Source organism: Streptomyces luteireticuli, assembly GCF_041519305.1.
GTDB classification, from domain to species: Bacteria; Actinomycetota; Actinomycetes; order Streptomycetales; family Streptomycetaceae; genus Streptomyces; species Streptomyces luteireticuli.
Window position 1 is genome coordinate 6,113,081 of the sequence record NZ_CP167927.1, and the last position, 21,412, is coordinate 6,134,492.

Here is a 21,412-nt window from a genome sequence, read left to right on the forward strand (position 1 = left end):
CCACGGCCCGCCGGGCCGGTCAACGCTTGGCCGAAGCCTCACGGGGAGCCGGATCGGCCTTCTCCGACGGCTCCTTGACGAGGTCCGTGCCCGTCTCCCGGGCCGGTTCGGGGGACCCGCCGCGGATCGCGTCCGCGCAGGCGTACAGCTCCGCCGGGCGCACTCCGGACATCGCCGCCACCAGATGGCCGTCCGGCCGCACCACGAGCACCGTGTGCGCCGCGGCCCCCGGATAGCCCTCGGCGACGAGCAGTTCGGCGCGCACGGGCAGGGCGCCCACGGCCGCCGCCAGCCCGGGCATCAGCCCCGCGCCCAGCCAGTGCCGCCGCTCCCACACCCCGGTGCCGGGGGCGACCAGCACGACCAGCAGTGGTCCGTCCAGCCGGTCGTGCAGCCGGACCGCCGAGCCGTCCGGCGCCGTCACCGGCACGTCCGCCACGGGCGCCCCGACCGCGGTGCCCACCGGCACCGCACTGCCGGGCGGCGACGCCGGGGCCAGGGGCGTACGGGTGTACACCGCCGGCTCGCCCAGCGCCCCGCGCCCCACATGACCATCCGTCAGCAGCGTGTCGTGGCCCCGCACGGCGCCCGGGACCACGGTGCGCCGGACCGTGCGCCAGCCGCCCGCGCCCCGCACGGCGGGCAGCGCCCGGTCGGCGGTCCGCAGCCGGGCCCCCACCGCCTCCCGCCGCTCGGCCTCGTAGCTGTCGAGCAGCGCCTCGGACGCCCCGTGGTGCCAGGCCTGGGCCAGCTTCCAGGCGAGGTTGCCGGCGTCCCGCAGGCCCTCGTCCAGACCCTGGGTGCCGAGCGCGCCCAGCAGATGGGCGGCGTCCCCGGCCAGGAAGACCCGCCCGCTGCGCCAGCTGCGCGCGAGCCGGTGGTGCACGGCGTGCACCCCGGTGTCCAGGAGCTCGTACCGCGGCACGTCCCCGCACCAGGCGCCGAGTGTGTCGTGGATGTGGCCGATCATGTCCTCGGGCGTGACCAGCCCGCCGTCCGGCGGCAGCAGCCAGTCCAGCCGCCAGACCCCGTCCGGCAGCGGACGGGCCGTCACCTCCGCGCCCCGCAGGGGCGACCGCTGGAGAACGGCCTCGCCCGGCCAGGGGAGTTCGGTGCGCAGGGCCGCGACCGCGTACCGCTCGACGGCCGTGCGGCCGGGGAAGCGGGTGCCGAGCAGCTTGCGGACGACGGACCGGGGGCCGTCGCAGCCGACGAGGTAACCGGCGCGCCAGGCGGACCCGTTCCCGCCCCGGGTATGCAGGGTGATCCCGTCGGTGTCCTGCTGGAGCACGGTGACCTTGCTGCCGGGGACGATCCGGACGTCGTCGCGGCCGGCGAGGGCGGCGCGCAGTTCGCGCGCCAGCGCGTGCTGCGGCAGATGCAGCGGGGACGGTTCTCCCGGTGCGACGGGCGGGGCCGGCGTGACCGGTGTGACGGCGGGGGCATCCCCGTCCAACCGGTCCTCGTCGAGGGCGACTTCGTCCGGATCCTTGCCGGGGTCCCGCTCGCCGAAGTGCACCTGTGCCACCAGAGTGCGCCGCCGCATCGTGCGCCACCCGGACCAGCGGGCGCCCTCCGCCGTCGTGCAGCCGAGCCGCTCCAGCATGGCCGCCGTGTCGGGCCGGAGGACGGCGGTACGGGCGAGCCGCCGGTCGGCGAGGTCGGCGTCGTCGGCCGGCCTCTCGTCGAGGACGACGACGGGCACCTCGTACCGGGCGAGGGACAGGGCGAGGGCGAGACCGACGGGGCCGGCCCCGACGACGGTCACCGGGTCCACGGGGCGGGGCGGGTGAGGAGACGGAGCGCGATCACAGAACGTATGCAACCCATTGCCGCTGCTTGCGTCAAGTGATCAGTGGCCGCCCGGTGGCGCGCCGGTGGCGTGCGCCCCCGTGGCCCGGAGCGGACCACCGGGTGCCGCACGCCACGCGTGCCCCGCGGCGCGTCAGGGGTTCACCACGCCGGACCCACCGGTCCCGAGGTCGAGCGCCACGGGGGGAGCGGGAGGGGCGCCCTTGCGGGAGCGCTTCGTGCGCCGTTCGATCCAGGTGGCCACGCCGGACAGGGCCAGGCACAGCAGGATGTAGATCGAACCGAAGACGATGACCATGGGGATGAAGGCGTAGACGCCGTTCACCGGCTCGGTCTGCTGGGCGAACGCCTTGCCCACGAAGAGGAGTTCCTCGTAGAGGATGATGAAGCCCAGCGCGGTGTCCTTCAGCGTCACGACCAGCTGGCTGATGATCGAGGGCAGCATCGACCGCACGGCCTGCGGGACGAGGACGTACGCCATCACCTGCGTCTTGCGCAGCCCGAGCGCCCGGGCGGCCTCGCCCTGTCCCTGGGGCACCGCCTTGATGCCGGAGCGGAAGATCTCCGCCTGGACCGACCCGTTGTACAGGGTCAGCCCGATGACCAGCGCCCACATGGGGTCGTTGGTGAAGAACGCCGCGTACAGCAGGAAGATCATGATGAGCAGCGGCATGGCGCGGAAGAACTCCACGGCCACGGTCGCCGCCCAGCGCACGGGTGCGTGGTCGGAGAGCCGTGCGGCGGCCAGCAGGGTGCCCAGCGCGAGGGAGAGCAGCGCCGCGATCCCGAAGGTCTTGAGCGTGGTCACCAGGCCGTCGAGGATCCGGTTCTGGGTGTCGGTGTACTCGTAGGCCTCCCACAGGCCGGACTGGAACTGGCCGGTGGAGTCGAGTCGTTGGACCACGAAGGCCAGGAGGCCGACGATGGCGAGGACGGAGAGCGCGCCGTAGATCCGGTTACGGATCCGGGCCTTCGGGCCTGGGGCGTCGTAGAGGACGTTGGCGCTCATCGGGCCACCGCCAGCCTGCTCTCCAGCAGCCGGAAGAGGCCGCTGATGGCGAAGGTGATGATGAGGTAGCAGAGGGCGATCCAGAGGAAGATCACATAGATGTTGTATCCCTCGTCCGCGTTCAACTGCTTCTGCAGTGCGGCCAGTTCCGCCACATTGAAGCCGGAGGCGATCGCGGTGTTCTTGGCGAGGGCGATCATCAGGCTGCCCAGCGGGGGTATCGCGGTGCGGGCCGCCTGGGGCAGCACGATCTGGCCGAGGGTCTGGGTGAAGGTCATCCCGATCGAGCGGGCGGCCTCGGCCTGGCCCACCGGCACGGTGTTGATGCCCGAGCGCACCGCCTCGCAGACGAAGGCCGAGGTGTAGCAGCCCAGGGCGAGCACGGCGAGCCAGAACGAGTCCCAGCCCTTGAGGCCGAGCGCCGGCAGCCCCAGGGTGACGGCCAGGAAGAGCAGCACGAGCGGGGTGTTGCGCAGCAGCGTCACCCACACCGTGCCGAACGCGCGCAGGACGGGCACCGGCGAGACGCGGAACCCGGCGATCAGGATGCCCAGGACGAGGGCGAGCAGGGCGCTGGACGCCGTCAGTTCGACGGTGCCCAGGAAGCCTTCGCGGAACTCCGCGAAGTGGTCCGACAGAACGTTCACGTCAATTCTCCGGGTTCACGGGGCTCTCCGGGGTCACGGGGCTCTCCGGTCATGAGGCCGCGGCGGCGGCCGGGCCCGGCCGGGCCCGGGACCGCCTCAGTAGCGCTCGACGGCGGGCGGGGCCGGGGCCTCGCTGCCGGAGCGGCCGAGGGTGGCGTCGTACGCCTTCTTCCAGTCGCCGTTCTTCTCGTGCGCCTCCAGGGCCTTGTCCACCGCCTCGCGCAGCGCCTTGTCCTCCTTCTTCAGGCCGATGCCGTACGGCTCCTTGGAGAACGGCTTCCCGACGACCTTGAGGCCCTTGTTCTGGGCCGCGTACCCCTTGAGGATCGCGTCGTCCGTGGTGACCGCGTCGACCGTGCCGTTGACCAGCTCCTGGACGCAGAGCTGGTAGCCCTGCTGGGCCTTGACCTCGGCGGCGCCGTACTTGGCCTCCTTGATCCGCTTGAGCGGGGTGGAGCCGGTGACGGAACAGATCTTCTTGCCCTTGACGTCGTCCGGGCCCTTGACCGAGCTGTCGGACTTCACCAGCAGGTCCTGCCCGGCGACGTAGTACGGGCCGGCGAAGCCGACCTGCTTCTTGCGCTCGTCGTTGATGGTGTACGTGCCGACGTACAGGTCGACACCGCCGGCGGCGATCTGCGTCTCGCGCGCCTCGGAGGGCACGGTCACGAACTTGATGTGCGCCTCGTCGAAGCCGAGGTCGGCCGCGACCATCTTGGCGATCTCCACGTCGAAGCCCGACCGCGTTCCCTTGCTGGGGTTCTCGAAGCCGAGCCCGGGCTGGTCGGCCTTGGTGCCGATGGTGATCGTCTTGCCCTTGATCTTCTCGAAGACGGGCGAACCCTTCACGTCCGCCGCGGAGTTGACCTGGTACGCCGGCGGTGCGGGCGCGGAGGATCCGCTGCTCGCCCCGTCCTTCTTGTCGTCGGGGCTGCCCTCCTTCCCGCAGGCGGTCGCGGACGCGGTCAGCGCCACCACCACGGCGGCCGCTGCGACGGTCTTGCGGAGCTTCATGTGCCCATCCTTTTCACGGGGAAGCGGGGAGCCTGCGGTGCGGAATCAACAGATCCGCGGTTCGACGGATCCGCGGTTCAGCGATTCAGTGATGCGGCGGTTCAGTGGTGCAGGATCTTGGAGAGGAAGTCCTTGGCCCGGTCGCTGCGCGGGTTGCTGAAGAACTGCTCCGGCACGGCCTCCTCGACGATGCGGCCGTCGGCCATGAAGACCACGCGGTCGGCGGCGGAGCGGGCGAAGCCCATCTCGTGGGTGACGACGACCATCGTCATGCCGTCGCGGGCGAGCTGCTGCATGACCTCCAGCACCTCGTTGATCATCTCCGGGTCGAGGGCCGAGGTCGGCTCGTCGAACAGCATCACCTTCGGATCCATGGCCAGCGCGCGGGCGATGGCCACGCGCTGCTGCTGGCCGCCGGACAACTGCGCGGGGTACTTGTCCGCCTGGGCGCCCACCCCGACCCGGTCGAGCAGCGTGCGGGCGGTCGCCTCCGCCGTCGCGCGGTCCTTGCGGCGGACCTTGGTCTGCCCCAGCGTCACATTGGCCAGCACGGTCTTGTGGGCGAAGAGGTTGAAGGACTGGAAGACCATGCCCACGTCCGCCCGCAGCCGGGCCAGTTCGCGGCCCTCCTGGGGCAACGGCCTGCCGTCGATGGTGATGGAGCCGGAGTCGGTCGTCTCCAGCCGGTTGATCGTCCGGCACAGCGTGGACTTGCCGGAGCCCGACGGGCCGATGACGACCACGACTTCGCCGCGTGCGATGGACAGATCGATGTCCTGCAGCACGTGCAGCGCGCCGAAGTGCTTGTTGACCTTGTTCAGGACGACCAGGGGGTCCGCCGCGGGGCCCGTGCTGTCGTTCACCGGTGCTTGGCTCATCGGCGTTCCACGCTCCGTCCTCCTCGGTTGAGAGGACAGTAGTGAGCCGCCACGACCAGCGTCATTACATCTGAGCGGAAATTGAGCATAACGAAACGGCCGCACGTGGACACGGTCCGTGAACGGGCGCACGGATGCGTGCGGGGCGTACCGGCTGCATAACGGAAGCCGTCCGGCCGACCGGGCCCCCTTGACGTACGCCGTGTCCATCGGCGTGGATGCGGGGGTGCCGCACCGAGCCTGCGGACCGGGACGGAGAACGATGAGACTGCTGCTCGTCGAGGACGACGACCATGTCGCCGCGGCCCTGTCGGCCGTCCTGGCGCGGCACGGCTTCGCCGTCACCCACGCCCGCAGCGGCGAGGAGGCCCTGCAGGCGCTCCTGCCGGGCGACGGCGCCCCGTTCGGGGTGGTCCTGCTCGACCTGGGCCTGCCCGACCAGGACGGCTTCGAGGTCTGCGGCAGGATCCGGCGGTCCACCGGCACCCCCGTCATCATGGTCACCGCCCGCGCCGACACCCGTTCCAAGATCCACGGCCTGAACCTGGGCGCCGACGACTACGTCGTCAAGCCGTACGACACCGGTGAACTGCTCGCCCGCATCCACGCCGTGGCCCGGCGCACCCCGGCCACCGAGGGGCGCGCGCGGCCGTCCGCGGGCCCCCCGGAGAGCGAACTGCGCCTGGGGTCGCTCACCATCGAACTGCCCACCCGTCGCGTCTCCGTGGACGGCCTCGTCGTTCCCCTCACGCGCAAGGAGTTCGACCTGCTGGCCCTGCTCGCCCGGCGGCCCGGCGTCGTCTTCCGCCGGGAACAGATCATCAGCGAGGTGTGGCGCACGAGTTGGGAGGGGACGGGACGGACCCTGGAGGTGCACATCGCCTCGCTCCGCGCCAAGCTGCGCATGCCCGCGCTCATCGAGACCGTCAGGGGCGTCGGTTACAAAATCGTCGTTCCCGCCGTCTGACGGCCCCGCCCGTGCGCGCCCGCCTCCTTCCGCTGCTCATCGTCCTCATGGCCGGTGTGCTGCTCGCCCTCGGACTCCCGCTCGCGGCCGGCATGGCCGCCGTGGAACAGCAGCGCGTCGTCGTGGACCGGATCGACGACACCGCCCGTTTCGCCGCGCTGGCCCAGTTCGTCGTCCTCCAGCCGTCCGGGGCGGACGGGCGGACGGCCACCCTGGGCGCCGAACTCACCCGCTACGAGGAGCTCTACGGCATACGGGCCGGGGTCTTCCGCCGCGACCGGACCGCCGTGGCCGCCGCCCCGGACGGCTGGCGGGTGCCGGACCGCGGGGAGGGCCGGCGGGCGTTCGACGAGGCCCTCGCCGGGCGGCGCAGCCACGACCCCGCCCAGGTCTGGCCCTGGCGCCAGGACCGGCTCACCGTCGCCTCGCCCGTCATCCGGGACGGCGACGTCGTCGCGGTCGTCGTCACCGACTCGCCCACCGGCGCGCTGCGTTCGCGCATCCTGCACCGGTGGCTGCTGCTGGCCGCGGGCGAGACCGCCGCGATGCTGCTGGCCGTCGCCGCCGCGTTCCGGCTCACCGGCTGGGTGCTGCGGCCCGTGCGGACCCTGGACGCCGCCGCCCACGGCATGGCCAAGGGCCGGCTCCAGGCGCGCGTCGCGGCCGACAGCGGACCGCCGGAACTCCGGCGCCTGGCCCGGTCGTTCAACGAGATGGCGGACAACGTCGAGGACGCCCTGGAACAGCAGCGCGCCTTCGTCGCCGACGCCTCGCACCAATTGCGCAATCCGCTCGCCGCCCTGCTGCTGAGGATCGACCTGCTGGCCCTGGACCTCCCCGAGGGGCACCCGGAGGTCGCCTCGGTGCGCACCGAGGGCAAACGGCTGGCCCGGGTCCTGGACGACCTCCTGGACCTGGCGCTGGCCGAACACACCGCCGCCGACCTCAAGCTGACCGACATCGCCGAGCTCGTCGCCGACCGGGTGGGCGCCTGGAGTCCGGTGGCCGGGCGCGAGGAGGTCGCGCTGGAGTACGCGGGACCGGCCGCCGCCACCGGCTGGGCCGACCCGGTCGCGCTCTCCAGCGCGCTGGACGCCGTCGTGGACAACGCGCTGAAGTTCACGCCCGCCGGGGCCCGCGTCGAGGTCTCCCTGGCCGTCGTCGGGGACCGGGTGACCGTCACCGTCGCCGACGAGGGCCCCGGGCTGACCGAGGAGGAACTCACCCGCGTCGGCGACCGTTTCTGGCGCAGCGGACGTCACCAGAACGTCTCCGGCTCGGGGCTGGGCCTGTCCATCTCCCATGCCCTGCTCGCCGCGGGCGGCGCCGGCCTCTCGTACGCGCCGAACGCGCCGCACGGGCTGCGCGTCACGATCCGGGTGCCGCGCGAGAGGCCCCCGGATCAGGGCTTGCCCGACACGTAGTAGCGGCGCGCCCCCGTGTGCAGGGGGAGGGGATCGGTGAACACGGCCGTGCGCAGGTCCACCAACTGCGCCGCGTGCACCTCCTTGCCGATGTCGTCCCGGCTGCGGATCACGGTGCGGGTGACCCCCTCGGTCAGCGCGGCGTCGACCCTGTCCGTGGTGATGAGGAGGTTCGCGACCGCGATGGTCTTCACCGGCTCGGTGGCGTGGGCGAAGGGGTAGGCGTCCATCGGCATCACCGCCGCCCGGTAGTGGCGGGCCGGTTCGCCCAGCTTCTGCAGCGGGGCGATCATGTCGCCGAGCTGGACGAAGCGGACCGGGAACTTCTCGCTGAGCTGCTGCAGGCTGAGGGTGGGCAGCCCGCCCGACCAGAAGAAGGCGTCGACGCCGCCGTTGCGCAGCAGCCCCGGCAGGTTGTTGATGCCGGCCTTGACCGGGGTGATGTCCCGCGCGAAGTCGAGCTCCCCGGCCGCGAGCAGCCGCCGGGCGATCAGCTGCACCCCGGAACCGTCCGGCCCCACGCCCACCTTGAGCCCCTTGAGGTCGCGCACGGAGCCGATGCGCGCGTCCTTGCGCACCACCAGGTGGATGTAGTCGTCGTACAGCCGGGCGCAGGCGCGCAGGTGCCCGGCGCCGGGGCGATTCCCGTCGCGGTACTTGGCGACCGCGTCCGCCGTCGCGATCGCGAAGTCGGCCTCGCCGGAGGCGACCTGGCGCAGGTTGTCCAGCGAGCCCTGGCTGTGCCGCACTCGCACGTCCAGCCCGGGCAGGTCGTGGGCCAGGTACGGCTTGAGCAGCTCGCCGTACTTCGCGTACACCCCCGACGGGGTCCCGGTGGCGATCGACATCCGCCCGGAAGGCGACGGCGTCCCCTCCGTCGTCACCAGCCACCACGTCAGCAGCGCGCACAGCACGGCGGCCACGGCACCCGCCCGGACGGCGCGGCGCCTGCCGGGGTGCGGGATCCGGGGGGCCATGGGCGGATCCTGCCAGCCGCGGGGCCGGGCGGCCAGAGGGTGGGACGAGTCCGGCAATGATCGTAAAACGGCGGGCCCGGCGGCCGGGTCCGCCGGCCGGTCCGGCGCCCGGCGGCAGGTGCCCCGGCACACTGGCGGCCGCGACCGCTCCGGCACCCCTTTACCCTTGAGGGATGACCAGCAGCAGCGACCGGGACCAGGCAGTGGACGTCAAGGGAACGTACGAGGTGCGCACCTACGGGTGCCAGATGAACGTCCACGATTCCGAGCGGCTCTCCGGCCTGCTGGAGGACGCGGGCTATGTGCGCGCGCCCGAGGGGACCGCGGAGGGCGATGCCGACGTCGTCGTCTTCAACACCTGCGCCGTGCGCGAGAACGCCGACAACAAGCTCTACGGCAACCTGGGCCGGCTGGCGCCGATGAAGGCGAAGCGGCCCGGGATGCGGATCGCCGTCGGCGGCTGCCTGGCCCAGAAGGACAAGGACACCATCGTCAAGAGGGCCCCCTGGGTCGACGTGGTCTTCGGCACGCACAACATCGGCAAGCTGCCCGTCCTGCTGGAGCGCGCCCGCATCCAGGAGGAGGCCCAGGTCGAGATCGCCGAGTCGCTGGAGGCGTTCCCCTCCACGCTGCCCACCCGCCGTGAGAGCGCCTACGCGGCCTGGGTCTCGATCTCCGTCGGCTGCAACAACACCTGCACCTTCTGTATCGTGCCCGCGCTGCGCGGCAAGGAGAAGGACCGCCGGCCCGGCGACATCCTGGCCGAGGTCGAGGCGCTCGTCGCCGAGGGCGTCACCGAGATCACCCTGCTCGGGCAGAACGTCAACGCCTACGGTTCCGACATGGGCGACCGCGAGGCCTTCTCCAAGCTGCTGCGGGCCTGCGGGAAGGTCGAGGGCCTGGAGCGCGTCCGCTTCACCTCGCCGCACCCGCGCGACTTCACCGACGACGTGATCGCCGCCATGGCCGAGACGCCGAACGTGATGCACCAGCTGCACATGCCGCTGCAGTCCGGCTCGGACACCGTCCTCAAGGCGATGCGCCGCTCGTACCGCCAGGAGCGCTTCCTGGGCATCATCGAGAAGGTGCGCGCCGCCATGCCGGACGCCGCCATCTCCACCGACATCATCGTGGGCTTCCCCGGCGAGACCGAGGAGGACTTCGAGCAGACCATGCACGTGGTGCGCGAGGCGCGCTTCGCCAACGCCTTCACGTTCCAGTACTCCAAGCGCCCCGGCACCCCCGCGGCCACCATGGAGGGCCAGATCCCCAAGGAGGTCGTGCAGGCGCGTTACGAGCGTCTCGTCGCCCTCCAGGAGGAGATCTCCTGGGACGAGAACAAGAAGCAGGTCGGCCGCACCCTGGAGGTCATGGTCGCCGAGGGCGAGGGCCGCAAGGACGACGCCACGCACCGCCTCTCCGGCCGCGCGCCCGACAACCGCCTCGTCCACTTCACCAAGCCGGAGGAGCCGGTGCGCCCCGGTGACATGGTCACCGTGGAGATCACCTACGCCGCCCCGCACCACCTGCTGGCCGAGGGCCCGGCCAAGGCCGTCCGCCGCACCCGCGCCGGCGACGCCTGGGAGAAGCGCAACGCCGCGGCGGCGGAGAAGCCCAAGGGCGTGCTGCTCGGCATCCCGACGATCGGCGCACCCGCCCCGCTGCCGGCGCCCGCCGCCCCGGGGTGCAGCCTCGCCTGACCCGGGCGTGTGCGGCGGCGGACGGCACGCGGGGCGTATCGTTCCCGCATGCTCGTCGCCGCCGCCGTATGCCCCTGTCCGCCGCTGCTCGTCCCCGAACTGGCCGCCGGGGCCGCCCCGGAGCTCGACGCCCTGCGGGCCGCCTGTCTGGACGCGGTGGCCGTGGCGGCCGCCGCCCGCCCCGACCGGCTCGTCGTGGTGGGGCCCGCCGCCCCGCCCCGCGACGGCCGCTACCCGCAGGGCGCCGTCGGCTCGTTCCGCGGCTTCGGGGTGGACCTCGACGTCCGCCTCGGCCGGGACGGCGCCGCGGGCGCCCGGCCGCTGCCGCTGTCGCTGGCCGTCGGCGCCTGGCTGCTGGAACGCACCGGCTGGGCGGCCGCGCCCGTCGAGGGCCTGGCGGTGGCCGAGTCGCTCGACACCGACGACTGCCTGGCCGCGGGCCGGGAACTGGCCGCGGGCGAGGACCGCGTCGCCCTCCTGGTGACGGGCGACGGCAGCGCCTGCCGCACCCTGAAGGCGCCCGGCTACCTGGACGACCGCGCCGAGCCCTTCGACGCCGCCACGGCCGCCGCCCTGGGCTCCGCGGACACCGCCGCCCTGGCCGGCGTCGACCAGATGCTCGCCCGCGAGCTGCAGGCCGCCGGACGGGCGCCCTGGCAGGTGCTCGCGGGTGCCGCGGAGGGCGCCGGGCTGCGCGGCGGGCTGCTCTACGACGGGGCCCCGTACGGGGTCGGCTATCACGTGGCGGCCTGGTCCTGACCCCTCCGCGGCACGGGACCTCCCCGCACACGGCGACGGCCGCGGAGCGGTGTGCTCCGCGGCCGTTCGCCGGTACGGACCGTCAGGACGCGCGGACCGTCAGGAGGAGGTGCCCTTGCCGCCCCGGGCGGATCCGCCGTCCTGCTCGGCGAGCTTCTCCAGGGCCTGCTTGGCCTTGCCCGTACCGGTCCGGATCTGGCTGCTGTACTTGCCGTCGGTCTTGGAGTCGACCGCCTGCGCCGCCTTGTCCAGCCCCTGCTCGATCTTGTCCCCGTGCTGCTGCACGAGATCGCCGACCTTGTCCTTCACCGGACCGAGCTTTGCCTTGAGATCGTCGAACAGGCCCATGGGCACCTACCCCTCGTTTCGTTCCGCGCGCTGCGCGCTACTTGCGGGCGCCCTCGCCGGCCTCGCTGTCGGCCGCCTCCTCGGCGGACTGCTGCTTGGGGATCTCGACGGCCTCTCCCCCCTCGGCGGCGCCCTCGCCGGCCGCGGACTCCTCGGCCGGGACCGCCTCCGGGGAGGCCGCCTCCGGAGCGGCGGCGGCGTCGGAATCCGCCGTACGGGTGTCCGCCGTGGCCTCCTCCGTTGACGCCTGCGACGGCTTACGGCGAAGCCATGAAAACACGCCCATATCTACTCCATTACCTTACTGGTGTGAGCGAAATCCCGGATCGCCCGGTGCGTCCCCTTGCGCCGCTCCCGGGCTCCGGCCCGTTAACCGGCGGTCGGAACCTCGCAACAGGCAACGAGGCCGGGAGCGGCGCGTCACGTCGCTCGTTCGAGCGGCGGGCTGAGGTTTGCGAGACTGGTGCGGTGAGAAAAGCAGCCCCCGCACCGCAGGTCATCGCCGTCGTCGGCCCCACGGCGGCCGGCAAGTCCGACCTCGGTGTCGCGCTCGCGCGGCACCTGGACGGCGAGGTCGTCAACGCGGACTCGATGCAGCTCTACCGGGGCATGGACATCGGGACCGCCAAGCTGACCATGGAGGAGCGGCAGGGGGTGCCGCACCGCCTGCTCGACATCTGGGACGTCACCGAGGCCGCGAGCGTGGCGGAGTACCAGCGGCTCGCCCGCGCCGAGATCGACCGGCTGCTGGCCGAGGGCCGCACCCCGGTGCTGGTGGGCGGCTCCGGGCTCTACATCAAGGGCGCCGTCGACGCCCTGGAGTTCCCCGGCACGGACCCGGCCGTCCGCGCCCGCCTGGAGGACGAACTGGACGCGCACGGGCCGGGCCCGCTGCACGCCCGGCTGGCCGCCGCCGACCCGGAGGCCGCCCGCGCCATCCTGCCCGGCAACGGGCGGCGCATCGTCCGCGCCCTGGAGGTCATCGAGATCACGGGCAAGCCCTTCACCGCCAACCTGCCCGGCGAGACCGCCGTCTACGACACCCTCCAGATCGGCGTCGACGTCGGGCGCCCCGAACTCGACGAGCGCATCACCACCCGGGTGGACCGGATGTGGGAGGCGGGGCTCGTGGACGAGGTCCGCGCGCTGGAGCGCGCGGGGCTGCGCGAGGGGCGCACCGCCTCCCGCGCGCTGGGCTACCAGCAGGTGCTCGACTTCCTCGCCGGCGAGTGCACCGAAGAGGCCGCCCGGGACGAGACCGTCCGCGCCACGAAGCGCTTCGCCCGCCGTCAGGACTCCTGGTTCCGGCGGGATTCCCGGGTCCACTGGCTCAGCGGGGCCGTCGAGGACCGGGCGGAACTCCCGGGGCGCGCGCTGACGTTGGTCGAACGGGCGGTCACAGCCTGATCACGTGATGGCATCGGGAAGTGCCACGTGTCATCGCGGCCTTCCCGGGCGTGCCATCATCAAACTTCGATCGAGCCGTGAAGTCCGGTTGGGAGGGCGCGTGGCGATGGAGGCCGGCCCCCGCGACAGACCGCAGCCGCCGCCCCGCGGCGAGGGCGGGGCGCTCTCCCCGGACGGCCCCGACGACACCGAGGGGCCCGCGCGCGACGCACCCGCTCCCGCGTCCTTCCGCGAACTGCGCCCCCCGCGGCGGCTCCGCGCCTGGCAGCTCGCGCCGATCGTCGTGCTCGCCGCCCTCGGCTCGCTGATGTTCGCCTTCCCGCTGGCCTTCGAGTTCGGCGACGGAGGTCCGGTCGTCGCCATGCTCGGCCTCCTCATCAGCGGCTGCGCCGCCGGCTGGGGCGTGATGGCGGCCCGCCGCGTCGGCTACACCTGGCCCGGCCTGCCGCAGCGCGGCTCGGGGCGGCGGCCGGACTGGCGCTACGTGGCCTCGTACGCCGCCGTCGTCCTGGTGGTCGCCGTACTGGCGGTCTGGCGCGTCGCCCGGCTGCGCTGAGGCTCCCCGGTCAGGGGCGCCGCCCGGCTGGGAGGTGCGGTACGGCGGCCCGTACCATCGACACGTGAGCACCGCGCAGACCGCCTTCCTCAAGGGCCACGGCACCGAGAACGACTTCGTGATCCTCCCCGACCACGACGGGCTGATGGAGCTGTCCCCGGCCGCCGTCGCGCGGCTGTGCGACCGCCGCGCCGGCATCGGCGCGGACGGCGTGCTGCGGGTGGTGCGCTCCGCCGCGCACCCCGAGGCGCGGGCGATGGCCGACGAGGCCGAGTGGTTCATGGACTACCGCAACAGCGACGGCAGCATCGCCGAGATGTGCGGCAACGGCGTCCGCGTCTTCGCCCGTTACCTCCAGCGGGCCGGTCTGGTGCAGGAGGGCGACGTGGCCGTCGCGACCCGGGCGGGCGTGCGCCGGGTGCACATCGCCAAGGCGGGTCCCGACGGGACGCCCGGCGCGGTCACCGTCGCCATGGGCCGGGCCGCGCTCCCCGAGGGCGACGTCACCGTCACCGTCGGCCCGCGCAGCTGGCCCGCGCGCAATGTGAACATGGGCAACCCGCACGCCGTCCTCTTCGTCGACGACCTCGCCGACGCCGGGAACCTCTACGACGCCCCGGAGGTGGCCCCCGCGGCCGCCTACCCGGACGGCACCAACGTCGAGTTCGTCGCCGACCGCGGCCCGCGCCACGTGGCGATGCGGGTGCACGAGCGCGGCTCCGGCGAGACCCGGTCCTGCGGCACCGGCGCCTGTGCGGTGATGGTCGCCACGGCCCGCCGGGACGGCCTGGACCCCGCCGTCGTGGGGCACCCCGTCACCTACACCGTGGACGTCCCCGGCGGCCGGCTGGTGATCGGTGAGCTCCCGGACGGCACGGTCGAGATGACCGGCCCCGCGGTGATCGTCGCCGAGGGCCGCTTCGACACCGCCTGGCTGACGGCCTCCTGACGGTCCGCAGCCACCACCTCCGGTCCTTTCACCGGATTTCCGGATCCGCGACTCGCTCGAATGGGTGATCCGGTTCACTCTGGGCGAGAGGGGGTGAGCGGTGCGTGATGGGGTCGGTAGCATCAAGCACCGGTCCGGAGGCGTGAGCCCACCGCCGGTCGAGGCTGCCGGAGGTGCCCATGAGCGCAGAGGCCACGAACGAACGTGCTCCCCGCCGCAGGCGCGGCCACCGGATCGACCTGCGGCGGCTGGGGCGCGCGGCCCTCGGCGGTTCCGGTGCCCGCGACCGTCTCCCCGATGCCATCGAGCACATGGCGAAGGTGCACCGGGCCCACCATCCCGGCGCCGACCTGGACATCCTGCGCCGTGCCTATGTGTTCGCCGAGACCTCCCACCGCGGCCAGACACGCAAGAGCGGCGGCCCGTTCATCACCCACCCGCTGGCCGTCACCCTGATCCTGGCCGAACTGGGCGCCGAGACCACGACGTTGACGGCCTCGCTGCTGCACGACACCGTCGAGGACACCGAGGTGACGCTGGATCAGGTGGGCCGGGAGTTCGGCGCGGAGGTGCGCTTCCTCGTCGACGGCGTCACCAAGCTGGAGAAGGTCGACTACGGTGCCGCCGCCGAGCCCGAGACCTTCCGCAAGATGCTCGTGGCCACCGGCAACGACGTCCGGGTGATGTCGATCAAACTCGCCGACCGGCTGCACAACATGCGCACCCTCGGCGTCATGCGCCCCGAGAAGCAGGCCCGGATCGCCAAGGTCACCCGCGACGTGCTGATCCCGCTCGCCGAGCGGCTCGGCATCCAGGTGCTCAAGGCCGAGCTGGAGGACCTCGTCTTCGCCATCCTCCACCCCGAGGAGTACGCCCGCACCCGTGACGTCGTCCGCGCCCACGCCGGCCGGCCGGACCCGCTGGAGGCCACCGCCGTCCGGATCCGCGCCGTGCTGCGCGAGGCCGGGGTGGGGGCCGAAGTCCTCGTCCGCCCGCGGCACTTCGTCTCCGTGCACCGGGTGCGGCTCAAGCGCGGCGAGGTGACCGGGTCGGACCTGGGGCGCCTGCTCGTCCTCGTCGCGGAGGACGCCGACTGCTACGCGGTCCTCGGCGAGCTGCACACCTGCTTCACGCCGTTCATCTCGGAGTTCAAGGACTTCATCGCCGCGCCCAAGTTCAACCTCTACCAGTCGCTGCACACCGCCGTCGCGGGGGAGGGCGGCGAGGTGGCCGAAGTCATCGTGCGCACCCATCAGATGCACCGGGTCGCCGAAGCGGGCGTGATCGCGCTGGGGAAGCCGTCCGCTGCCGCGGATCCGTCCGATGCGGCGGACGAGGACCGCGTGGACCCCACCCGCCCCGGCTGGCTCACGCGGCTGCTGGAGTGGCAGCGCGCCACCCCCGACCCGGACACCTTCTGGACCTCCCTCCGCGACGAGCTGGCCCAGGACCGGGAGATCACCGTCTTCCGCGCCGACGGCGGCACCGTGGGCCTCCCGGCCGGCTCCAGCTGTATCGACGCGGCGTACGCGCAGTACGGGCAGGGCGGCCACAGCTGTATCGGCGCCCGGGTCAACGGGCGGCTGGCGACGCTCAGCACGGTCCTGCGCGACGGCGACACCCTGCATCTGCTGATGTCCCCGGACACCGCCTCCGGCCCGTCCTCCGGCTGGCTGGAGCACGCCCGCACCCCCGCGGCCCGGATCGCCATCGGCCGCTGGTTCGCCACCCACCCGGCGTCCGACCCCGCCGCGCCCCCGGCCGAGGACCGGCCCCCCGCCGCGCGGGCCGCGCCGCGGCCGGCCGGCCCCGCCGCCCGCGTCCCCGTCGCCGTCGTCTGCGACGAGGAGGGGCTCGCCGCCGCGCACGCCCGGCTGGCCGGCTGCTGCACCCCCGTCCCCCCGGACGAGGTCACCGGCTTCGCCGTCCGCGGCCACGCGGTGACCGTGCACCGCGCCGAATGCCCGGTGGTGGCCCGCATGACCGCCGCCGGCCGCCGGCCGGTCCGCGTCCACTGGCGCGATCCCGCCGGATCGGGGCCGGGGGGCTGCCGGGTGACGCTGCGGGCCGAGTCGTTCAGCAGGCCGCACCTGCTCGCCGATCTGACGGAGGTCATCGCGGCCCAGGGCGCCGCCGTGATCTCCGCGGCCGTCGAGCCGCCGCACGAGCAGCGCGTCCGCCACACCTACACCCTCCAACTGCCGGACGCCGCCCACCTGCCGGAGCTCATGCGGGCGATGCGCCGCGTCCCCGGGGTCTACGACGTCGGCCGGGCGGGCCGGCCCGCCACCGCGTCGCTCTGACGTACGCCCCTCCGTCACCACGCGTCCCTATGACACACAGGACCCGGGGACGCTCGTACGGGTGGGACCCTGCGCGCCGCGCACCCCCGGGCCCCGGCGCGCTGGTAGCGGTGGACGCATGCCGCACTCACCCGGGGAGCGCTCCCCGCGACGGCGCAGGCCCCTCCGCCGCTGCGCCGCCCTCGCCGCCACCGCGTCCTTGCTCCTGCTGGCGGGAGCCGCCCCGCCGCCCGTCCCGCTGGGCATCGGCGACCGCCTCTTCCCGTACCTCGGCAATCCCGGGTACCACGTCACCGGGTACGACATCTCCCTCGACTACCACGGCAACACCGCCCCGCTGGACGCGGTGACCAGGATCGGTGCCCGGTCCACCGCGCGGCTGGCGCGGTTCAACCTGGACTTCGCCCGGGGGACGGTGCGTTCGGTCGAGGTCAACGGGGCGCCGGCGGCCTTCGCCCCGGCCGAGGAGGACCTCGTCGTCACTCCCGCCCGCCCGGTCCCCCGCGGCACTCCGTTCACGGTCACCGTCCACCACACCAGCGATCCACGGGGGTCCAAGGAGGGCGGCTGGGTCCCGACCAAGGACGGGCTGGTCATGGCCAACCAGGCGGACGCGGCGCACCGCGTCTTCCCGGGCAGCGACCACCCCTCCGAGAAGGCGCTGTTCACCTTCCGCGTGCGGGCCCCCAAGGAGCTGACGGTGGTCGCCAACGGGGTGCCGGTGGGCCGCGTCACCCGGGACGGCAGCACCACGTGGATCTACCGCACCCGGCACCCCATGGCCACCGAGGTCGCCCAGGTCGCCATCGGCCGCTCCGTGGTCCCGGAGGGCACGGGGCCGCGCGGTCTGCACCTGCGCAACGTCCTGCCGGCCGACGGACGGGAGCGGCTGGAGGCCTGGACGGCGAAGACGCCCGAGCATCTGGCGTGGCTGGAGGGGAAGGTGGGGAGGTACCCCTTCGAGAACTACGGGGTGCTGATCGCGGAGGCGTCCACCGGCTTCGAGCTGGAGACCCAGACCCTGTCCCTCTTCGAGCACGACCTGTTCACCCGCACCGACCTGCCCGCCTGGTACGTGGAGTCGGTGATGGTCCACGAGCTGGCGCACCAGTGGTTCGGCGACAGCGTCACCCCGCGCACCTGGTCCGACGTCTGGCTCAACGAGGCCCACGCCAGCTGGTACGAGTCGCTGTACGCCGAGCTCAAGGGCGGGCGGAAGCTGGAGGACCGGATCCACCGGGCGTACGAGTACTCCGACCTCATGCGGACCGACGGCGGGCCGCCCGCGGTCCTCAAGGCCCCGGCCCCGGGGAAGAAGGTGAGCATCTTCCGGCCGGTGGTCTACGACGGCAGCCTGCTGGTGCTCTACGCCCTCCGGCAGAAGATCGGCACCCCCGCCTTCGAGGAGCTGGAGCGGCGGTGGGTCACCGTGCACCGCGACTCCACCGCGTCCACGGCCGACTTCGTCCGCCTCGCCTCCCGGGTCTCGCACCAGGACCTGACCGCGTTCCTGCACGCCTGGCTGTACGAGCCGACGACCCCGCCGATGCCCGGCCACCCCGACTGGAAGCCCACCCGGAAACCCGCGTGACGCCCCCGGCGGGGCATGGGAACATCGTCCTGTCGGCAGGCGCCGGGCCACGGGGGAATTCCGGGGGGCCGTGTGACGTTGTCGACGCCGGGACCCCGGGTCCCGCAGCATCCGCACCACCCGACGAACAAAGGATCACATGACCTCCACTTCTTCCCTTCCCCAGGACCGGCAGAGCCTCGCAGAGGGTCTTCGGGCCGACGCCCTGATGGAAGAGGACGTCGCCTGGAGCCACGAGATCGACGGGGAGCGCGACGGCGATCAGTACGACCGCTCCGAGCGCGCGGCCCTGCGCCGCGTCGCCGGCCTCTCCACCGAGCTGGAGGACGTCACCGAGGTCGAGTACCGGCAGCTGCGCCTGGAGCGCGTGGTGCTGGTCGGCGTCTGGACGTCCGGCACGGTCCAGGACGCGGACAACTCCCTCGCGGAGCTGGCCGCGCTCGCCGAGACCGCCGGCGCCCTCGTCCTGGACGGCGTGACCCAGCGCCGCGACAAGCCGGACCCGGCGACGTACATCGGCTCGGGCAAGGCCCAGGAGCTGCGGGACATCGTCCTGGAGAGCGGTGCCGACACCGTCGTCTGCGACGGTGAGCTGAGCCCCGGCCAGCTGATCCACCTCGAGGACGTCGTCAAGGTCAAGGTGGTCGACCGCACCGCCCTGATCCTCGACATCTTCGCCCAGCACGCCAAGTCCCGCGAGGGCAAGGCGCAGGTCTCCCTGGCACAGATGCAGTACATGCTGCCGAGGCTGCGCGGCTGGGGCCAGTCGCTGTCCCGGCAGATGGGTGGTGGCGGCTCCGGTTCGTCCGGCGGCGGCATGGCCACCCGTGGTCCCGGTGAGACCAAGATCGAGACGGACCGGCGGCGGATCCGCGAGAAGATGGCGAAGATGCGCCGGGAGATCGCGGAGATGAAGACCGGCCGCGACATCAAGCGCCAGGAGCGCAAGCGCAACAAGGTCCCCTCGGTCGCCATCGCCGGCTACACCAACGCGGGCAAGTCCTCGCTGCTCAACCGCCTCACCGGCGCCGGAGTCCTGGTGGAGAACGCGCTGTTCGCCACCCTCGACCCCACCGTGCGCCGGGCCGAGACGCCCAGCGGGCGGCTCTACACCCTCGCCGACACCGTCGGCTTCGTGCGCCACCTGCCGCACCACCTCGTCGAGGCCTTCCGCTCCACCATGGAGGAGGTCGGCGACTCCGACCTGATCCTGCACGTGGTGGACGGTTCGCACCCGGCGCCGGAGGAGCAGCTGGCCGCCGTGCGCGAGGTGATCCGCGACGTGGGCGCGGTCGACGTGCCCGAGGTCGTCGTGGTCAACAAGGCGGACGCGGCCGACCCGTTGGTCCTCCAGCGGCTGCTGCGCATCGAGAAGCACTCGATCGCTGTGTCCGCGCGGACCGGTGAGGGCATCGACGAGCTGCTGGAGCTCATCGACGCCAACCTGCCGCGTCCCGCGGTCGAGGTCGAGGCCCTCGTGCCGTACACGCACGGGGCGCTGACGGCCCGGATCCACTCCGACGGCGAGGTGATCTCCGAGGAGCACACCGCGGAGGGCACCCTGGTCAGGGCCCGGGTCCACGAGGAACTGGCGGCCGAGCTGCGGAAGTTCGCCCCGGCTGTCTGAAGGACGTACGCGTAAGGGCCCGCCTCCCCCGGGGAGACGGGCCCTTTCCCGTGCCTAGCGGGTCGCGGCGAACTTGCTGCTGATGGCGTCGTAGACGCCCTTCGCCTCCGGGCCCAGGTGCGGTCCGGCCAGCCAGCGGCTGTCGGACGGGCCGATGGAGGTGTTCGAGACGAGCACCGCCTTGCCGTCGGGGCCGGGGGCGAACCAGCCGCCGCCCGACGAACCGCCGGTCATCGTGCAGCCGATGCGGTACATCGTCGGCTGGGCGGTGTCCAGGGACAGTCGGCCCGGCTTGTCGACGCAGTCGTACATCATCTGGCCGTTGTAGGGCGGTGCGGCGGGATAGCCCCAAGCCCCCATCGTGCGGATGGACTTCACCTGCGGGGCGTTGAAGTCCACGGCCAGCGCGGTCCCGACGGTCTCCTCCAGCGACTTGCCCGTCCCCCGCTCCGGCTTCACATGCAGCACGGAGAAGTCGTACGGAGCGCCCGCGCCGCCGGTCTCGGCGCCCTGGGTGATCCACTGGGTGGACGTCTGGGCCCAGTCCGCCCACCACACGCCATAGGGCGCCACGTCCTGCACCGGGGCGGTGTTGACCTGGGCGGCGGGCAGGCCCTTGTCGTTGTAGGAGGGCACGAAGGCGATGTTGCGGTACCAGCCGCCGCTCTTGCCCGCGTGGACGCAGTGGCCCGCGGTCCACACGAGGTTGGACTTGCCCGGGTGCGCCGGGTCCTTGACGACCGTTGCCGAACAGACCATGTGGCCCTGCGGGCTGTCGAAGAAGACCTTGCCGACCGGCGCCGCGTTCTGCCGATAGGGCTTCTGGACCTCCTTGGCCTGCACCGGGCGCGGCTCGGGGTCCGTGACGCCCTGGTCGCCCTGGCCGATGCCGCCGGGCGCGGTGCCCGGGGCGTCCTTGAGCGTCTTGTCGTTGGAGTGGGCGTCCTTCATCGAACCGGGCTTCCAGTGGCCCTCGATGATGGGGTTGATGAAGTCGCGGGCCTCACGCAGCCACTGCTCCTTGTCCCACTTCTTCCAGGCGCCGCCCTTCCACTTGTCCAGGTCCTTGAGCGTGAGGCCCTTGGGGAGCTTGAGGGTGGTGTCGCCCTGCTGGGCCGCCGAGGCGCTGGGCTTGTCGCCGCCGGCCGCCTCGTCGTCGGACGGCCCGCAGGCCGCGGCCGTCAGCGCCAGCACGGTCGCCGCGGCCACCGAGGCCAGGGCGCGCGGAGCTCGCCGGCGGGCCAGGGACGGGCGTTGGGATGGCATGGAGTGGATTCCCCCGATCTGTGACACATGTACGGGCGCACGTCTGCTCGTTGGAGCGCACGGTTGACGAACTTGTCATGCACCGCCCCGGCGACGGGGCAGGGACACCCTACGCCGACGCCACGGGGCGCGGGACGGGGCGGCACGCCCGTCCCCCTGCGCGGGACACCGCACCTTC

General features: G+C 73.1%; 19 protein-coding genes. 10 read left to right on the forward strand and 9 right to left on the reverse strand.

Annotated features, from left to right (window positions below; all coding sequences use genetic code 11):
* Window positions 1-19: 19 nt before the first annotated feature.
* From AB8735_RS27560 to AB8735_RS27580, 5 genes are all read right to left on the reverse strand, one after another.
* Window positions 20-1,777, reverse strand: a complete 1,758-nt coding sequence (locus AB8735_RS27560) for an FAD-dependent monooxygenase (protein WP_372410047.1) — start codon at window positions 1,775-1,777, stop codon at window positions 20-22.
* 168 nt (window positions 1,778-1,945) lie between these two features.
* Window positions 1,946-2,821 (reverse strand): amino acid ABC transporter permease, encoded by an 876-nt coding sequence (locus tag AB8735_RS27565; protein ID WP_344020000.1) that lies wholly within the window; start codon window positions 2,819-2,821, stop codon window positions 1,946-1,948.
* The gene (locus AB8735_RS27570) at window positions 2,818-3,468 is read right to left on the reverse strand and encodes an amino acid ABC transporter permease (RefSeq protein ID WP_372410048.1); all 651 of its coding nucleotides are present in this window, start codon (window positions 3,466-3,468) and stop codon (window positions 2,818-2,820) included. Before AB8735_RS27570 ends, AB8735_RS27565 begins: the two co-directional genes overlap by 4 nt.
* A 96-nt stretch (window positions 3,469-3,564) precedes the next feature.
* Complete coding sequence (locus AB8735_RS27575) at window positions 3,565-4,482, reverse strand: glutamate ABC transporter substrate-binding protein (protein WP_372410050.1); 918 nt, start codon at window positions 4,480-4,482, stop codon at window positions 3,565-3,567.
* 101 nt (window positions 4,483-4,583) lie between these two features.
* Entirely contained in the window at window positions 4,584-5,360 is a 777-nt protein-coding gene (locus tag AB8735_RS27580; protein ID WP_344019994.1) for an amino acid ABC transporter ATP-binding protein, read from the reverse strand.
* 262 nt (window positions 5,361-5,622) lie between these two features.
* On the opposite strand from AB8735_RS27580, the gene AB8735_RS27585 reads away from it, so the two are divergent.
* On the forward strand, window positions 5,623-6,327 hold the full coding sequence (locus tag AB8735_RS27585; RefSeq protein WP_372410052.1) for a response regulator transcription factor: 705 nt from the start codon (window positions 5,623-5,625) through the stop codon (window positions 6,325-6,327).
* 11 nt (window positions 6,328-6,338) lie between these two features.
* Window positions 6,339-7,751: a HAMP domain-containing sensor histidine kinase gene (locus AB8735_RS27590; protein WP_344019990.1), complete on the forward strand. Its 1,413-nt coding sequence runs from the start codon at window positions 6,339-6,341 to the stop codon at window positions 7,749-7,751.
* Here the strand turns inward: AB8735_RS27590 and AB8735_RS27595 are convergent.
* A complete protein-coding gene (locus AB8735_RS27595; protein ID WP_372410054.1) occupies window positions 7,730-8,728 on the reverse strand; it encodes a TAXI family TRAP transporter solute-binding subunit in 999 nt (332 codons plus the stop codon). The genes AB8735_RS27590 and AB8735_RS27595 overlap by 22 nt on opposite strands.
* Window positions 8,729-8,901: 173 nt before the next feature.
* Between AB8735_RS27595 and miaB the strand changes: the two genes are divergently transcribed.
* Entirely contained in the window at window positions 8,902-10,428 is a 1,527-nt protein-coding gene (gene miaB, locus AB8735_RS27600; RefSeq protein WP_372410056.1) for a tRNA (N6-isopentenyl adenosine(37)-C2)-methylthiotransferase MiaB, read from the forward strand.
* A gap of 48 nt (window positions 10,429-10,476) precedes the next feature.
* Complete coding sequence (locus AB8735_RS27605; protein ID WP_344019984.1) at window positions 10,477-11,187, forward strand: class III extradiol dioxygenase subunit B-like domain-containing protein; 711 nt, start codon at window positions 10,477-10,479, stop codon at window positions 11,185-11,187.
* Between the two features lie 99 nt (window positions 11,188-11,286).
* Here AB8735_RS27605 and AB8735_RS27610 read toward each other — a convergent pair whose 3' ends face one another.
* Both AB8735_RS27610 and AB8735_RS27615 read right to left on the reverse strand, forming a co-directional pair.
* Window positions 11,287-11,535: an antitoxin gene (locus AB8735_RS27610; protein WP_372410057.1), complete on the reverse strand. Its 249-nt coding sequence runs from the start codon at window positions 11,533-11,535 to the stop codon at window positions 11,287-11,289.
* Between the two features lie 37 nt (window positions 11,536-11,572).
* Window positions 11,573-11,821, reverse strand: a complete 249-nt coding sequence (locus AB8735_RS27615; protein ID WP_344019980.1) for a gliding motility protein — start codon at window positions 11,819-11,821, stop codon at window positions 11,573-11,575.
* Between the two features lie 182 nt (window positions 11,822-12,003).
* Here AB8735_RS27615 and miaA point away from each other — a divergent pair, with 182 nt between their 5' ends.
* The 6 genes from miaA to hflX all read left to right on the forward strand — a co-directional run bounded on the left by miaA (window position 12,004) and on the right by hflX (window position 19,968).
* A complete protein-coding gene (gene miaA / locus AB8735_RS27620; protein ID WP_344019978.1) occupies window positions 12,004-12,942 on the forward strand; it encodes a tRNA (adenosine(37)-N6)-dimethylallyltransferase MiaA in 939 nt (312 codons plus the stop codon).
* 106 nt (window positions 12,943-13,048) lie between these two features.
* Window positions 13,049-13,498, forward strand: a complete 450-nt coding sequence (locus AB8735_RS27625) for a hypothetical protein (protein ID WP_344020045.1) — start codon at window positions 13,049-13,051, stop codon at window positions 13,496-13,498.
* A 64-nt stretch (window positions 13,499-13,562) separates the two neighbouring features.
* Window positions 13,563-14,447, forward strand: coding sequence for a diaminopimelate epimerase (gene dapF / locus AB8735_RS27630; protein WP_372410060.1), 885 nt, complete (start codon window positions 13,563-13,565; stop codon window positions 14,445-14,447).
* Window positions 14,448-14,626: 179 nt separating this feature from the next.
* Window positions 14,627-16,750, forward strand: a complete 2,124-nt coding sequence (locus AB8735_RS27635) for a bifunctional (p)ppGpp synthetase/guanosine-3',5'-bis(diphosphate) 3'-pyrophosphohydrolase (protein ID WP_372410062.1) — start codon at window positions 14,627-14,629, stop codon at window positions 16,748-16,750.
* Window positions 16,751-16,868: 118 nt separating this feature from the next.
* On the forward strand, window positions 16,869-18,341 hold the full coding sequence (locus AB8735_RS27640) for a M1 family metallopeptidase (RefSeq protein ID WP_344025413.1): 1,473 nt from the start codon (window positions 16,869-16,871) through the stop codon (window positions 18,339-18,341).
* Between the two features lie 139 nt (window positions 18,342-18,480).
* Window positions 18,481-19,968 (forward strand): GTPase HflX, encoded by a 1,488-nt coding sequence (gene hflX, locus AB8735_RS27645; protein ID WP_372410065.1) that lies wholly within the window; start codon window positions 18,481-18,483, stop codon window positions 19,966-19,968.
* A gap of 54 nt (window positions 19,969-20,022) precedes the next feature.
* Here the strand turns inward: hflX and AB8735_RS27650 are convergent, their stop codons facing one another.
* Entirely contained in the window at window positions 20,023-21,234 is a 1,212-nt protein-coding gene (locus AB8735_RS27650) for a hypothetical protein (RefSeq protein WP_344025409.1), read from the reverse strand.
* Window positions 21,235-21,412: the final 178 nt, after the last annotated feature.

Coding starts and splice junctions, on each gene's coding strand:
- AB8735_RS27565 (WP_344020000.1), bottom strand. CDS start 2,821: ATGAGCGCCAACGTCCTCTACGACGCCCCAGGCCCGAAGGCCCGGATC.
- AB8735_RS27575 (WP_372410050.1), bottom strand. CDS start 4,482: ATGAAGCTCCGCAAGACCGTCGCAGCGGCCGCCGTGGTGGTGGCGCTG.
- AB8735_RS27580 (WP_344019994.1), bottom strand. CDS start 5,360: ATGAGCCAAGCACCGGTGAACGACAGCACGGGCCCCGCGGCGGACCCC.
- AB8735_RS27585 (WP_372410052.1), top strand. CDS start 5,623: ATGAGACTGCTGCTCGTCGAGGACGACGACCATGTCGCCGCGGCCCTG.
- AB8735_RS27595 (WP_372410054.1), bottom strand. CDS start 8,728: ATGGCCCCCCGGATCCCGCACCCCGGCAGGCGCCGCGCCGTCCGGGCG.
- miaB (WP_372410056.1), top strand. CDS start 8,902: ATGACCAGCAGCAGCGACCGGGACCAGGCAGTGGACGTCAAGGGAACG.
- AB8735_RS27605 (WP_344019984.1), top strand. CDS start 10,477: ATGCTCGTCGCCGCCGCCGTATGCCCCTGTCCGCCGCTGCTCGTCCCC.
- AB8735_RS27610 (WP_372410057.1), bottom strand. CDS start 11,535: ATGGGCCTGTTCGACGATCTCAAGGCAAAGCTCGGTCCGGTGAAGGAC.
- AB8735_RS27615 (WP_344019980.1), bottom strand. CDS start 11,821: ATGGGCGTGTTTTCATGGCTTCGCCGTAAGCCGTCGCAGGCGTCAACG.
- AB8735_RS27625 (WP_344020045.1), top strand. CDS start 13,049: ATGGAGGCCGGCCCCCGCGACAGACCGCAGCCGCCGCCCCGCGGCGAG.
- AB8735_RS27635 (WP_372410062.1), top strand. CDS start 14,627: ATGAGCGCAGAGGCCACGAACGAACGTGCTCCCCGCCGCAGGCGCGGC.
- AB8735_RS27640 (WP_344025413.1), top strand. CDS start 16,869: ATGCCGCACTCACCCGGGGAGCGCTCCCCGCGACGGCGCAGGCCCCTC.
- hflX (WP_372410065.1), top strand. CDS start 18,481: ATGACCTCCACTTCTTCCCTTCCCCAGGACCGGCAGAGCCTCGCAGAG.
- AB8735_RS27650 (WP_344025409.1), bottom strand. CDS start 21,234: ATGCCATCCCAACGCCCGTCCCTGGCCCGCCGGCGAGCTCCGCGCGCC.